14 protein-coding genes and 1 riboswitch are annotated in these 13,140 nt (G+C 49.8%); of the genes, 12 read left to right on the forward strand and 2 right to left on the reverse strand.

Annotated features, from left to right (window positions below):
• Positions 1-5 precede the first annotated feature (5 nt).
• From RSX24_RS07530 to RSX24_RS07540, 3 genes are all read left to right on the forward strand, one after another.
• Positions 6-1,421: an ABC transporter substrate-binding protein/permease gene (locus RSX24_RS07530; protein ID WP_438286791.1), complete on the forward strand. Its 1,416-nt coding sequence runs from the start codon at positions 6-8 to the stop codon at positions 1,419-1,421.
• Positions 1,408-2,130, forward strand: a complete 723-nt coding sequence (locus tag RSX24_RS07535) for an amino acid ABC transporter ATP-binding protein (RefSeq protein WP_236412272.1) — start codon at positions 1,408-1,410, stop codon at positions 2,128-2,130. The genes RSX24_RS07530 and RSX24_RS07535 overlap by 14 nt, the downstream gene beginning before the upstream one ends.
• 235 nt (positions 2,131-2,365) lie before the next feature.
• Positions 2,366-2,561: riboswitch (cyclic di-AMP (ydaO/yuaA leader) on the forward strand.
• Positions 2,562-2,570: 9 nt separating this feature from the next.
• The gene (locus RSX24_RS07540) at positions 2,571-3,233 is read left to right on the forward strand and encodes a 3D domain-containing protein (protein WP_343260161.1); all 663 of its coding nucleotides are present in this window, start codon (positions 2,571-2,573) and stop codon (positions 3,231-3,233) included.
• Positions 3,234-3,295: 62 nt separating this feature from the next.
• On the opposite strand, the gene RSX24_RS07545 is transcribed toward RSX24_RS07540, so the two are convergent.
• Entirely contained in the window at positions 3,296-4,111 is an 816-nt protein-coding gene (locus tag RSX24_RS07545) for a polysaccharide deacetylase family protein (protein ID WP_343260162.1), read from the reverse strand.
• 151 nt (positions 4,112-4,262) lie between these two features.
• Between RSX24_RS07545 and lpdD the strand changes: the two genes are divergently transcribed.
• The 7 genes from lpdD (at position 4,263) to mobB (ending at position 9,247) form a co-directional block, all read left to right on the forward strand.
• Positions 4,263-4,631 carry a prenylated flavin chaperone LpdD gene (gene lpdD / locus RSX24_RS07550; protein ID WP_343260163.1) on the forward strand — a complete coding sequence of 123 codons (369 nt, stop codon included), beginning with the start codon at positions 4,263-4,265 and terminating at the stop codon, positions 4,629-4,631.
• Between the two features lie 104 nt (positions 4,632-4,735).
• A complete protein-coding gene (locus RSX24_RS07555) occupies positions 4,736-5,401 on the forward strand; it encodes a PspA/IM30 family protein (RefSeq protein WP_236412279.1) in 666 nt (221 codons plus the stop codon).
• 103 nt (positions 5,402-5,504) lie between these two features.
• Complete coding sequence (locus tag RSX24_RS07560) at positions 5,505-5,906, forward strand: DUF350 domain-containing protein (protein ID WP_236412280.1); 402 nt, start codon at positions 5,505-5,507, stop codon at positions 5,904-5,906.
• A gap of 24 nt (positions 5,907-5,930) precedes the next feature.
• A complete protein-coding gene (locus RSX24_RS07565; RefSeq protein ID WP_236412281.1) occupies positions 5,931-6,437 on the forward strand; it encodes a DUF4178 domain-containing protein in 507 nt (168 codons plus the stop codon).
• A gap of 11 nt (positions 6,438-6,448) precedes the next feature.
• Complete coding sequence (locus tag RSX24_RS07570) at positions 6,449-7,186, forward strand: DUF4247 domain-containing protein (protein ID WP_236412282.1); 738 nt, start codon at positions 6,449-6,451, stop codon at positions 7,184-7,186.
• Positions 7,187-7,393: 207 nt separating this feature from the next.
• On the forward strand, positions 7,394-8,671 hold the full coding sequence (locus RSX24_RS07575) for a molybdopterin molybdotransferase MoeA (RefSeq protein ID WP_438286792.1): 1,278 nt from the start codon (positions 7,394-7,396) through the stop codon (positions 8,669-8,671).
• A gap of 6 nt (positions 8,672-8,677) precedes the next feature.
• Positions 8,678-9,247 carry a molybdopterin-guanine dinucleotide biosynthesis protein B gene (gene mobB, locus RSX24_RS07580; RefSeq protein WP_343260165.1) on the forward strand — a complete coding sequence of 190 codons (570 nt, stop codon included), beginning with the start codon at positions 8,678-8,680 and terminating at the stop codon, positions 9,245-9,247.
• Between the two features lie 98 nt (positions 9,248-9,345).
• Here the strand turns inward: mobB and xerS are convergent, their stop codons facing one another.
• Positions 9,346-10,434 carry a tyrosine recombinase XerS gene (xerS, locus tag RSX24_RS07585; protein ID WP_236412285.1) on the reverse strand — a complete coding sequence of 363 codons (1,089 nt, stop codon included), beginning with the start codon at positions 10,432-10,434 and terminating at the stop codon, positions 9,346-9,348.
• 199 nt (positions 10,435-10,633) lie between these two features.
• On the opposite strand from xerS, the gene RSX24_RS07590 reads away from it, so the two are divergent.
• Together RSX24_RS07590 and RSX24_RS07595 are read left to right on the forward strand one after the other, a co-directional pair.
• A complete protein-coding gene (locus tag RSX24_RS07590; RefSeq protein ID WP_236412287.1) occupies positions 10,634-11,119 on the forward strand; it encodes a GNAT family N-acetyltransferase in 486 nt (161 codons plus the stop codon).
• 306 nt (positions 11,120-11,425) lie between these two features.
• Positions 11,426-12,673 (forward strand): MDR family MFS transporter, encoded by a 1,248-nt coding sequence (locus RSX24_RS07595; protein WP_236412289.1) that lies wholly within the window; start codon positions 11,426-11,428, stop codon positions 12,671-12,673.
• The last annotated feature ends 467 nt before the right edge of the window (positions 12,674-13,140 follow it).

Here is a 13,140-nt window from a genome sequence, read left to right on the forward strand (position 1 = left end):
TGGTCATGCTGACAATGGCTGTTCCAACGGCCATGGCCGCGGGCACGACGGGCATTTCAGAGGGCAAAAAGCTGGTGCTCGGCACAAGTGCCGATTTCGCGCCGTACGAATTTCATAAAGTGATTGACGGCAAGGACCAAATTGTCGGTTTCGATATCGCGATCGCCAAAGCGATTGCAGCCGACATGGGTGCAGAACTTGTCATAGAGGATATGGGCTTTGACGGACTTCTGCCCGCATTGCAGAGCGGTCGCGTCGACATGGTCATCTCGGGCATGACCCCGACCGATGAACGCAGAAGAAGCATCGACTTCTCGGAAACCTACTACAAATCGAAGCAAGTCATCGTCGTACGCGCTGAGGACAAGGACAAGTTCCCGACGATGGCCGAGCTGGAGAACCAGAAGATCGGCGTGCAGAAAGGCTCTATTCAAGAAGAGATCGGTCAGAAGATTGCCGGTGCTAAGCTGACTGCGTTGGACAAGATTTCCGATATTGTGCTGCAATTGGAGACCAATCGTATCGACGCAGCCATTCTGGAGGACACCGTTGCCGTCGGATACCTGGATGACAACATCGTGCTTGCGCCTGCAGTGCCGGACGAAGAAGAAGCAGAGGCCGCCATCGGTATCCGCAAAGGAAACACGGAACTGCTGAATGCCGTAAACGCAACGCTTGCCCGACTGAAAAGCGAAAACAAAATCCCTCAGATGGTTACCGAAGCGAGCCAAATGATGGCGGGAAAAGAAACCAAAACACCGAATATTCTGGAAGTGTTCTGGCAATACAAAAGCTTTTATGCAACAGGTGTGGGCTATACCTTGCTGTTGTCTGCGCTTGGCGTCATTTTCGGTGTCATCATCGGTCTGATCATCTGTTGGTTCCGTCTCCATGACGCAGCCATCCTGCGCTGGATCGGTACGGCATACGTCGAATTGATCCGTGGAACCCCGATGCTGGTCCAGTTGATGATCATTTATTACGGCCTGGCTTTGACCTTTAGCATTAACTTCTCGCCGCTTCAGGCAGGGATTATTACGTTGTCCATCAACAGCGGTGCTTACTTGGCGGAAATCTTCCGCGCAGGTATTCAAGGCGTGGACCGCGGACAGATGGAAGCGGCTCGGTCTTTGGGGATGGGCAAAGCTGCAGCGATGCGCTTTATTGTCCTGCCGCAGGCCTTCAAAGCGGTCCTTCCGGCGATCGGTAACGAGTTCGTTACCATTATCAAGGAATCGTCCATCATTTCGGTGATCGGTATGGTCGATATCATGTATCAGGCCAGCGTGGTCAAAAACATTACGTATCAGGGCTTGAATCCATTCCTGATCGCCGCAGCCATTTACTTCGTGCTGACATTCATTTTGTCCAAGCTGTTGGGACGACTGGAAAGGAAGTTGAGTGCAAGTGATCGACGTTAAACAACTGCATAAATCTTACGGAAAAAACGAAGTGCTGAAAGGCATCGACGTAACGATCGGAAAAGGAGAAGTCGTGGTGGTCATCGGACCTTCGGGCTCGGGGAAAAGTACGTTTTTGCGCTGCTTGAACCTGCTGGAGCAACCGACTTCAGGTGAAATCAATTTTGAAGGGGTATCCATCACCGACCCTAAACACAACATTAACGCAACCCGTGAAAAAATGGGCATGGTCTTCCAGCATTTTAATCTGTTTCCGCACAAAACGGTGCTGCAGAACGTGACAATCGCCCCGATCAAGGTGAAGAAACAATCCGTCCAGGAAGCAACCAAGATTGCGGAGGATTTGCTGAGAACGGTGGGCCTTTACGACAAAAAGAATGCTTATCCAAGCCAATTGTCAGGCGGACAGAAGCAGCGTATCGCCATTGCCCGGGCGCTCGCCATGCAGCCGCACGTTATGCTGTTCGATGAGCCGACCTCCGCGCTTGATCCGGAAATGGTCGGCGAGGTGCTGGATGTCATGAAACGTCTTGCCGAAGGCGGCATGACCATGGTCATCGTAACCCATGAGATGGGCTTTGCCCGCGAAGTTGGGGATCGCATTTTGTTCATGGACGGCGGAGTGATCGTAGAAGACGGAACGCCTTCAGAAGTGTTCGGTGCACCCAAACATGCACGTACCCGCGATTTTTTGGCAAAGGTTCTTTAGCCGATCATTGGAGTATCAAGATAAACCATGCCTGCTGTTTAAGGAGGCATGGTTTTTTGCTTGGATTGGTGCGCTATGGATTGAAAAAGTAACTTTTCTGTTACCATCTATGCGGGAACGAGCGACCATTCGAAACCCCGGATTCCCATGAAACAATGGACATACGCTGAATTACAAGGGGAAGCGACCGCAGATTGGTAACAATTACTAGGCACCATGGTTACAATATTGTGATATATTAGTCGTGCCGAAACTTTCTTAACGGAAGGTGCGGGGGAAGTAATGATGCAGTAGAGGGGCAGTCGCATCCTTGCAGCTGCTTGGGGTGAATTAGGGCGTACATAAGCAATACGTGTAAATCTATACCTATAGGGTGGTCTCCTCCATCCGAATCCGACAACTAACTTCGCAGGCATAATAAGGGAGGTAGACTTAATTCGATGAAACGCATCGTCAAAACTGCAACAGCCATGTTAGCAGCAGCCGTATTGATCCAGGCTGTCCCGGCTCACGCTGATTCCGTCCATGTGGCCAAAGAAGGAGATACCTTTTATACGCTTTCCAAGAAATACAACATTGCTCTCGACACGTTGATGAAGGCAAATACGGGCATCTCCGCGTACAATATCTATGACGGGGTGAAAATCAACATTCCGGGCAAAACAAGCACCGCATCCGCTGCAGCTTCAACATCGAAAGTTCAGGCCAATGCAGTAACTGCTGCCAGTCTGGACGTAAACAATGAAGACAAAGTCGTAGAGGCGTGGGGCAAGACGTTTGATTACAGCAAGACATTGAACGTTGTCGCTACAGGGTATTCGGCGGACCCTTCCGAGAACGGGAAGTGGGGATCTGTTGATTATTTCGGCAACGACCTTGAGCTCGGTACCATCGCGGTAGATCCTAAGATCATCCCGCTCGGAACCAAAGTGTTGGTGACTGGACACAGCCATCCGGGATTGCCTAAACAGGCTTTTGTGGCTACGGCGCGTGATACGGGTTCTGCCATCAAAGGAAACCGCATTGATATTTTCATCCCCGGAAGCAAACAATCCGTAAGTTCATTCGGGTTTCAGGACGTGAAACTCTTTATTTTGAAATAAATCGACGATGGTGTTCGTTCAATCACGAAGCGTGAGTGAAGCGAACACCTTTTTGCATCCAGTCATTTTACGGTTTTTCTGTTTTTGGGCATTTGCAGCATTTCATCTAAAGTGACCAATTTGTATCCTCTTTTTTGCAGCTCCGTGATCACCTCCGGCAATGCCTCTACCGTCCCGCTGAGATTGGTCCCGACGCCGCCACCGGCATGTTGAAGAATAATGGAGCCGGGTTTGACGGCAGATAATATGTTTTCTTTGACCTTTTCTTTGGGGATGCCCTTCCAATCCAATGAATCCACGTTCCAGTTTACGATGCTGTAGTGGTTCCTTGCTGCCCATTTGAGCTGCTCTTCATTAATATCCCCGTACGGAGGACGAATCATTTTTGGAGTATATCCTGTCAGTCTCTGTATGATTTCCCCGGTTCGCAAAATCTGTTTGCGGAATGCGCTCATGGACAATTTGCTAAATTGGGGGTGATTGTAACTGTGATTGCCGACGACATGCCCTTCTTTCACGATGCGTTTGACCAGGTCAGGATGTTTCTCAGCACGGTTGCCTACGATGAAAAAAGTAGCCCGTACATGATGTTCTTTTAAAACATCCAACACTTGAGGCGTGAATCGAGGATCAGGCACATCGTCAAAAGTTAAAGCGACCCGTTTGGTCGACGGACCGTTGGTCTTGAAAGTATCTGCATATTTTCGCCGAAGCTGTCCCAATGTCAGCTGTTCTTCCTCCGATGAATGGATGGTTTCCTTGGACTCCCTTTCAGGAACCGAATGATTTCCCATTGCCTCAGCAGGCCGCAAAGGAGAGAAACTAACGCACAGCAGTATGCAGACGATCCCAATGGCCACGTTGAGGCGAACACGCATGACAGCAGCCTCCTTTCAAGAATGCGTTCTTTTTTGGTATTCCCGGGATCGCAATGGTTTATGCGGGATGTGAAGTGTTTCATTGTCTTTGCGACGAATGAGGCTCATAATTCCAGCAAATACATAAAACATGAAGGTTGGGTGGACGCAGATGAATGAGTTCGATTTGAAAACGATGAAGCTTCAAGCAATTCAAACCGGGGATGACCGCGTATTATTGGTGACAGGAGGAAAAGCGCATATCGGTGCAGTCGCCACATATTATCCGGATGGGGAACGCATTAACGGTTCGGTCATGCACATTCCGGGGCATAAGGAACAGGAACTGTGCGAGCGCCTTGCCCGTAAAGCGGCGCAGCATCTCAGAACGACCGTAACCGTCATTATGGGCATTCATTACAATGGCATTACGCGCATGCAAATCGACGAAATTGTGCAGACTGCGGAAAGGCTGCTTGATGAACATTTAAACCCGTCCGAACATACGAATGGTTTGGTGAACGATGCCGTTCAATCCTAAAACGGCAGTTCACAAATTTTTGATTGAAAATTGAAACGGACAGACGATTGCGACGTATGTATAATTATATACAGGGTTGTATTATCGACTAGGAGGAAAATTAAATGTCCATTTTCAAACGATTGCGTGATTTAACGATGTCAAACATTAACGCTATTATCGACAAGGCAGAAGATCCAATCAAAATGACGGACCAATATATCCGGGACATGCAAGAGGATCTGGAGGATGCGGAGAAAGCCGTTGCAGCCCAGATCGCCATCGAGAAAAAATTCAAACAGCTTTATGAAGAACAGGAAGCGCTCGTAAAAAAACGCGAGGAACAAGCTCATACCGCTGCACGCGCCCAGAACGTAGACCTGGCCCGGCGGGCGCTTGAAGAGAAAAAAGCCGCTGAAGAAAAAATGGCCGAATACAAAGTCAGCTACGACCAGAACAAGGCGGCAGCCGACAATCTGCGCGGCAAACTGGATGAGATGCGCAAACAGCTGACACAGATGAAAAACAAACGCGAAACCCTCGTTGCTCGTTACAACGCAGCCAAGGCGCAAACCGAAATCAACAAGGCTCTTAACGGGTTCAGTTCCGATACGGCGAGCGCCGGCATGAAGCGCATGGAAGAAAAAATGCTGCAAATGGAAGCTCAAGCCGAAGCCAGCAATGAAATGTCATCCAAAGGCAAATCGCTCGATGAGGAGTTCGAAAAACTGGGCAAAGATCAAGCGGTTGAAGATGAACTTGCCGCTTTATTGAAACAGTACGAAAAATAAGATTCGAACGATCGAGAGTGTGTGTACCCATCTGGCGGAGAAGAAACATGGTTTCTTCTTCGCTTTTAAATGTGGGTTATGTTGAACTTTGGAGGCTGTGTAAATGGATTTGAACATTTTGGCGATGTTGGTCTGGACGCTTTCAGGCTCAGTGCTGCTCTTTATATTGATGTTCGTGGATTCCTTGTTTACAAAATATAAGGATTTTGCCGAAGTGAAGGCCGGAAACATGGCTGTGACGACGCGAATGGTCATGAAGCTGTTTGCGCAGGGCTACGTGCTTGCCACTTCGATTTCGACGGCAGGACATCTGGGTGAAGCCTTGCTTGTATCGGTTGTTTCGTTTGTTATTTTACTTATATTGGAAAGTGTGGTTCATTTCATTATTCGAAAATGGGCAGCACTTGACTTGGATACAGGCATCCAGCAAGGAAAAACAGGGTACGGCCTGTTTTCAGGTGCCCTGCATATCGTGGGCGCACTGATTATTGCGGCTTGCCTATAAGATTGAAGAACGGGAGTAATTCGCATGAGCGTATGGAAACGAATTAAAGGAATTATGGCCAAACCGGAACCACCCAAGGCAGAGAAAACGATGCTTCAGCTTGCGCCAGGCGATATTTGCGAAGTGTCGCTAGTCACGTATGAAGTGGTGGGTAGAGTGCATCATCGGTCCCGAAATGCGGTTGTGCTAACCTTGAAGGACGGCACGTCCGTTCGCTATTTGCATATCGAAGAGCGCGAAACGACACGCTATGCTTTGTATCAACCGATTGATGGCCGACTTGATGCACCGGATGAGGTGCCGACGCTGCTGGATTTGGATGGCCGTGCCTACCACTTGGAAGATGAATACGGAGGAATGGTTACGACAGCGGGCAAAACGCCATACGGGCAAGCAGGCGAGCAGCTTGTATGGCAGTATCAGTCGGATGATCATCTGCTTCTACGCGTGGAGTGGCAAGACAGAAGGTTTGCTCTGTACGAGGGCGAGTCCGTCATTCCCGCAGACATTAAAGTGATTCGTTCGAGCTAGGAGAGGTGCAAATGAAAAAGCGCACGGCGTATGGATTGAAATTAATGCTTGTGCTCAGCCTTCTGATGTCTTTGCTGTCCGCGTGCGGAGCACCTTCCGTTCAGGATACCTATCCACTCGAGTCTGTTAGCGGGAGCGGGAATTCGACATCCTATGTATATCGGGCTGCTGACCGCACCGTGCCTGAAGTGGCTGAAGAACTGTCCGATCAACGCAAGCCGGACCAGATCTCGGCGGTAAACGACGAGCGGATGTTCCTGGTATATTCGGACCAATATTACCACCTGCAGCAGGACCCGAACAAAAAGGAAGATACGCTGATCGAGGTCGATTCAAAGGAATATGTCCGTCAAAATTACGATTCCTCCTTTTTGCAGGGTTATCTGACCGCCACGCTGCTCGGCAATTTGTTCGATGCTCTTGGGGGCAGCGGATCTTCGGGGAAATACCGGGGCTATACAAGCAAGGATACGTATAAGCCCAATGCCGGTTCCTACCGAACGCCAACCAGCAACGATAAAAAAGCAGCGCCTCCGATTACCGTTGAGCGAAAAGGCTCCATTACGAGACGCGGGGGCGATACGGACACGAGCGTAGGTTCAGGCGGCGGTTTGTTCAGCCGGAAAAAAGAACCGAGCACAGGCACCGTTGAACGCAACAAGAGCGGAGGATGGTTTGACTCACCGAAAAGCTCATACAAAAAACCGAAAACAAGGGTTGGCGGAGGAAAAATCAAAAGGCGACGATAGCTTTTGCGATGCTGAGCCGCCCCCAATTGAACAGCCAGCGAGTAAAAGGAGTCGTCTCCCTTTTGCACGCTGGCTGTTTGTTTAGATCAGGAATTGCGAACCTGCTTTGACGTGACATTGTCACTTGTCATCGTTGCCTGTTTCGGGCTACACTTTTTTACATAGGGAGATTTTCTCCAAGAAGGAGCGACGAACATGAAATCAAACATGCCTCATGCTGACATGAAAAGTTCCAAATTTATGCGGACCGCCGTTCAGGTGCCCGATGCTCAGGCCAAGATTGCGGCGCGTGCAAGCTCTGGCTCGACCGAGCTGGTCAGGCTTGAACTCGCGCATGGGAGAACGTTGGCCGAAACCGTTCATGCACCGCATCCGTATCCGTTTTTCCGCCGTTCAGGCATGGACGGTTATGCCATTGTAAGCGGCGACACCTTGCATGCTTCCAGCGATGAACAGATCTGGCTGCGCGTGATCGATGAAATACCGTGTGGTTACACTTCGGATCAGATTGTTGTGGAAGGCACTGCTGCGAGAATCATGACGGGTGCACAGGTTCCCGAAGGAGCCGACGCTGTCGTCATGTTGGAGATGACCGAGAGCAGGGAACAGGATGGGCAGCATTGGATCGGTTTGAAACGAAGCATTCAGCCTAACGCCAATATTACGCCCATTGGGCTGGAGGTTCAGGAAGGCGACTTGCTGCTGGAGTCAGGCACGACCATTCGGGCAGGGGAACAGTCGGTCCTTGCGACATTCGGCGTGGCTCATGTACGTGTCTATCGTCGACCCAAGGTCGCGATTTTTGCGACGGGAACCGAACTGCTTAACGTGGACGAGCCTTTGCAGCCTGGACGGATTCGAAACAGCAACAGCTACATGCTTCGTTCCCTGGTCGTTGAGGCCGGGGGAGAACCGGTCATGTACGGTTCGATCGCAGATGACGTTGCTGCTGCCCGCGCCAAGGTGGAAGAGGCTGTGCGCGACAACGATATCGTGGTCACGACAGGTGGCGTTTCCGTAGGAGATTACGATATTATGGGAGATCTCGTGCGCGAAAGCGATGTGGACATGCTGTTCAACAAGGTAACGATGCGCCCGGGCAGCGTAACGACGGCGGCGGTGGTGAACGGAAAGCTGTTGTTTGCTTTGTCAGGCAATCCAGGGGCCTGTTTTGTCGGTTTCTCGCTGTTTGTCTGGCCTACCATCCGGATGATGCAGAGCGATCCGCACCCTTATTTGGAGGAGTGGACGGCGATTATGGATACGGAGTATACGAAGGTAAACAACTTTACCCGTTTTGTCCGCGGACGCATCCAGATTAGGGAGGGCACCGTTTACGCTGCACCGGCTCCATCGCGGGTGGATGAATCCAGCGTGATGATTACGATCAAGGACAGCGATTGCCTGATCGTGGTTCCGCCGGAAAGGAAGGGCATCGCGGCCGGGGAGAAGGTCCGCATTATCAAACTCCCTCAAGGCAGGTGAGGCAGGATGTCGATAACGAGCTATGCCAACACTCCGGGACCGGGGCCAAAAGTAGTGCAGGTGGTCGGGTACAAAAACACCGGCAAAAGCACGCTTACGGCTGCCCTTACGCGTGAATTTTCCAACCGCGGATTGAGGGTCGCGGTGATCAAACATGATGGGCATGACCACTTTCAAATGGATCGGGAAGGCACCGATTCGCATCGTTTTGCCGAAGCGGGGGCAGGGGCTGTGGCCGTCATGTCCGATACACGGACGGCCATTCTTGAGAAGCGGGCGGCCAGGTTGGAGGATATGCTCCATTATTTCAAGGATTATGATTGGGTGTTGATCGAAGGCCACAAGCAAGCGCCTTACCCTAAACTGGTGATGGCGAGGAGCGGCGAAGACCTGCTCCTAGTGCAGCAGCTGGAGAGGGTCATCGGAGTTGTTTCGTGGTTCCCGAAGGAAGAGGTACAAAACGAGGCGGATTTCGATGGCCAGCATGTTATTGAGATTGACAACAAAGGAATCGCTTGGCATTCCGTGCATGAGCCCGGACAGGTTGTGAGCGTCCTGCTGTCTAGTTCTCGATAAGGGTTGACACTGTGCATCACTGATCGTTCAAAAGCCGCCATTGGGGCGGCTTTTGGGGTTTGATTATCATTTGTTTTTTACGATGACGAAACGGAGAGCTAGTTTTCCTCCAATCGGCGCTCAATCGCTTCGGACATCGTTTTATCGGTAAGATGGGCATAAATTTCAGTGGTCTCGGTGGAAGCGTGACCCAGCTGTTCCTTGGTTTTATAGATATCATTTTGCAAATAATAGTCTGTCGCAAAGGAATGGCGCAATTTATGCACGGTCAGGTACGGTTTGCCGAATTTCTTCGCATATTTGATGATCATGGCCTGAATGGCTCTTTTCGTCATACGGCTGCCTTCGGATTCCCCGTTGCGAAGCGCGATGAACAGCGCTTTTTCGCGTTTCGGAGTGCGGTAGCGGGACTGACGCAGCTGCATATAGTTGGCGAGCTCGTCTCTCGCTTGTTCCCTGAAATAAACGGGGGTTTTGAACGTTTCGTCGTTGTTTCCTTTTCGGTATACATGCAGCATCTTGTTGTTCAGATCCAGATCGTCGACGTTCAAGTTGACGACCTCTGACACGCGAAGACCGGAATTGAGGATAAGGCTGGCGATGCAGGCATCCCGTTCTTTGTTTAGTTCATGGGCATAGAGGGCTTGCTTGTTTTTTTGCATATCCACTGCGTAACCCTCCAGAATATAACCAATGAACTCCAGCAATTCGTCTTCTTCCAAAATTTTACCCTTCAACTTGGCTGCCGTGTCTTTGGGTTTGTGCGTGCGCTTGATTTCGATTTTGGCCATAATGTTTCGTTTCAGCAGGGGGTAGAAATCCTCATCTTCAGCAATTTGGCTCAAATAGTGGAACAGGGAGCGCAGGGAGGAGAGCTTGCGGGAAACGGTAATGCGTGAGTTCGCTCCTTCGCGTTTGGTGCCCAGAAACAGTCGAAACGACGTGATGGACTCCATTCGCAGCACTTCCAGCTCGGTGAGTTGAACATCTTTGTTCGTCACAGCTTGGGACAGCCCTTCGGCGCGAAGCCAGCTGAAAAATGCGTCGTAATCCCGCAAGTATTCCAATAACGTGGAAGGAGACAGGTCAGGCAGCTTATAGTCAATGAATTGCTGAACGAACCAAGGCATGGAAGGCAGTTTTTCATCCAGCTTGCGTCGGTCAATCTCTTTTTGCACATTGGTCATGTTCGGCACCTCCATAAATGTGTTTATCATTGCGAACGATCGCATGGCATAGTAACACCAGTGTACCATATTTTGCTTGGTCACAGCCTGTTCAACGAACAGAGAGCAAAGAGATTGCTTTCTTGCCCCATGACTTATAAACCAGTAAAGTAATTAGTATAAACGGCAGGCATATCCATAGAAAAGAGGAGTGGACCGGATGAGGGTGCAGATCGAGCTGGTTCCCCAAGAACGCAGTCAGGTGATTCGGCATTTGATGCAATTTTATTTGTATGATTTTACGAAATATTTGAATATTGACGTGGACGTGAACGGCATTTTTCCAGAATATCCGGGCCTGGAATCCTTTTGGACGGAGGAAGGCCGCAAGTTTGCTTTTTTAATTACCAGCGGCGGCGTGCCGGCCGGGTTTGCGCTTGTAGAGAAACAGCCGGGGAACAAGGAAAACGACTATTATCTGACCGAGTTTTTCGTCATGCAGAAATATCGGCGCAGCGGCGTGGGAACATGGGCTGCCCATGAATTGTTCAATCGTTTTTCGGGGCGCTGGAAGGTGACGCAGGTTCGGTCGAATGTCATTGCCCAGGCATTCTGGCGCAAGGTGATCGGAGCGTATACGGGGGGCCGCTTTCGCGAGAAGTTCCATCCCGAGCTCGGAAATCCAAGCCAGTACTTCGTGACGTGAGTGATATACGATTGATCGGATCGAAGTCGCCAAATAGGCGACTTTTTTCGTGAAAAGAACATAACGTTGGGGGGAGTGAGATAGAATGATAGGCAATTTAAATTAAAATTTCATTATATGAAAAATTCACAATAATTAACAAGACTACTTCTGGCGATTTCTCATCAACGGAACGTTCTTTTATTTACAACATTCAAGGCCGAATGATCAAAAATATTAATTTCCAAAAACAGGCCTTCATCGTATAATGGAGAACATATGTTTACATAGGCATAGAATATTGTAAGGCAGCAAGGAGGCAGCAGCATGAATTCGCAGTTGAAACAGATTCATCCGCTTGCGTGGACCATCATTGTAGGCACGATTTTCGGACGGATGGCAACGTCGATGAGCATACCGTTTTTGTCGATCTACCTGACGCAGACGATGGGAGCGTCGCCGTCGCAGACGGGCGTGATCGTGGCGGTCAGCGCACTCGTCGGCGTATTTGCAAGCTTTTATGGCGGTTATGTATCAGACCGGATCGGCCGAAAAAAAGTGCTGTTCATATCCGTGTTTGGTTGGGCCATCGTATTCATCGGCTTTGCGGTGGCCGACAGAATCTGGATGTTTTTTGTCATGAATGCATTGAACGGCATATGCAGAGCCACTTTCGAGCCCACGTCGAGGGCGTTATTATCCGATATCACATCCGCTTCCAACAAATTGCTGGTTTTTAATCTGAGATATGCAGCTATCAATCTTGGGGTGGTTTTTGGGCCGCTGCTTGGGCTGTATCTTGGTTTGTCGGATTCGAATCTGTCCTTTCTCGTGGCTGGAGGCGTATATGTGGCCTACGGAGCTTTGTTGATCGTGCAGTTTATGATTCATCCATTGCCATCCGACGGACAAGCCGCAGCGCATACAGAGCCGATCCGCATCCGTGAGGCATTTCGCACGACGGGGAAGGACCCGATTTTTATGTATATATTGATCGGTTCGATCTTCTGCGTGCTGGGGTACGGACACTTCAGTTCCACATTGCCGCAGTTCATGTCATTGAATCCCCATATGCATGACGGTGCGAAATGGTTTGGATACATGCTCTCGCTCAATGCCGTCGTTGTGCTTGCCGTGCAATTTCCGGTCGTGCGCGTTGCAAGCAAATTTCCGCCTGTCGTACCGCTGATCGTCGGGAATGCCATGGTGTCCGGCAGCTTGCTGATGTTCGGCCTGGCGCAAAGTCCGTGGATGCTCGTGCTTGCGGTAATCATCTTTACGGTAGGCGAAGTGCTGATGTTTACACTTATGGACGTCCTGGTCGACCGGATTGCGAAGCCGGAGCTGCGCGGCACGTATTTTGGCATGATCGGTTTTAACAACTTGGGCAACGTCAGTGCCCCGATTTTCGGAGGTGTTTTGTTGGATACGTTCGGAGCAGAGCACCCTTTGCTCGTATTTATCCCCATCGCGGTGACCGCGGTATGCGGCGTTCCGTTTTTGTGGGCAGCGCACAAACGGCTTCGTATGCGAGAGGAGCAGCAATCCGTTGGCGGGGCCACGGCAGCGTCTTAGTTGGGCGGCAATGAAATGGGCGATTTCCAGGGTTGAGATAGAAACGTAAAGATGGAGCCCGCAATACAAACGTACAAACGAACGAAACCCTTGTTCCAAAAGTCGATGGAACAAGGGTTTTTCAGGTCGATAACCATCAAAATTTCAACATATGAAAAATTCATAATAGAACAAACAAAGCCGCTCCTTAGTTCCTCTCATCGAATAAGATTCTACCATCCTTCCTTTGACGTATAAAAAAGCGTGCCATCTTCCAAACCATATTGCAACATCAATTTTATCGTAAAAAAACTATGCCTAGAAACCGTTGGAATTATTCGGTAAAATATACCCATGAAACGAAAAGGAGCGGATTTCAATGTTAAACAAGGTATCATTTAAGGCCGCAGAAGGATTTCCACATGTTCAGTTTTTTTCTGCAGCATTTCAATGCAGGAAGTCGTTGGCAAGATTGTAGACTGGAGGAG

Source organism: Paenibacillus hubeiensis (genome assembly GCF_032334105.1).
GTDB classification, from domain to species: Bacteria; Bacillota; Bacilli; order Paenibacillales; family Paenibacillaceae; genus Paenibacillus; species Paenibacillus hubeiensis.

Excerpts from the sequence above, each read along its gene's own strand:
- RSX24_RS07530 (WP_438286791.1), top strand. The coding sequence starts at position 6 with ATGCTGACAATGGCTGTTCCAACGGCCATGGCCGCGGGCACGACGGGC.
- RSX24_RS07540 (WP_343260161.1), top strand. The coding sequence starts at position 2,571 with ATGAAACGCATCGTCAAAACTGCAACAGCCATGTTAGCAGCAGCCGTA.
- RSX24_RS07545 (WP_343260162.1), bottom strand. The coding sequence starts at position 4,111 with ATGCGTGTTCGCCTCAACGTGGCCATTGGGATCGTCTGCATACTGCTG.
- lpdD (WP_343260163.1), top strand. The coding sequence starts at position 4,263 with ATGAATGAGTTCGATTTGAAAACGATGAAGCTTCAAGCAATTCAAACC.
- RSX24_RS07555 (WP_236412279.1), top strand. The coding sequence starts at position 4,736 with ATGTCCATTTTCAAACGATTGCGTGATTTAACGATGTCAAACATTAAC.
- RSX24_RS07560 (WP_236412280.1), top strand. The coding sequence starts at position 5,505 with ATGGATTTGAACATTTTGGCGATGTTGGTCTGGACGCTTTCAGGCTCA.
- RSX24_RS07565 (WP_236412281.1), top strand. The coding sequence starts at position 5,931 with ATGAGCGTATGGAAACGAATTAAAGGAATTATGGCCAAACCGGAACCA.
- RSX24_RS07570 (WP_236412282.1), top strand. The coding sequence starts at position 6,449 with ATGAAAAAGCGCACGGCGTATGGATTGAAATTAATGCTTGTGCTCAGC.
- RSX24_RS07575 (WP_438286792.1), top strand. The coding sequence starts at position 7,394 with ATGCCTCATGCTGACATGAAAAGTTCCAAATTTATGCGGACCGCCGTT.
- mobB (WP_343260165.1), top strand. The coding sequence starts at position 8,678 with ATGTCGATAACGAGCTATGCCAACACTCCGGGACCGGGGCCAAAAGTA.
- xerS (WP_236412285.1), bottom strand. The coding sequence starts at position 10,434 with ATGACCAATGTGCAAAAAGAGATTGACCGACGCAAGCTGGATGAAAAA.
- RSX24_RS07590 (WP_236412287.1), top strand. The coding sequence starts at position 10,634 with ATGAGGGTGCAGATCGAGCTGGTTCCCCAAGAACGCAGTCAGGTGATT.
- RSX24_RS07595 (WP_236412289.1), top strand. The coding sequence starts at position 11,426 with ATGAATTCGCAGTTGAAACAGATTCATCCGCTTGCGTGGACCATCATT.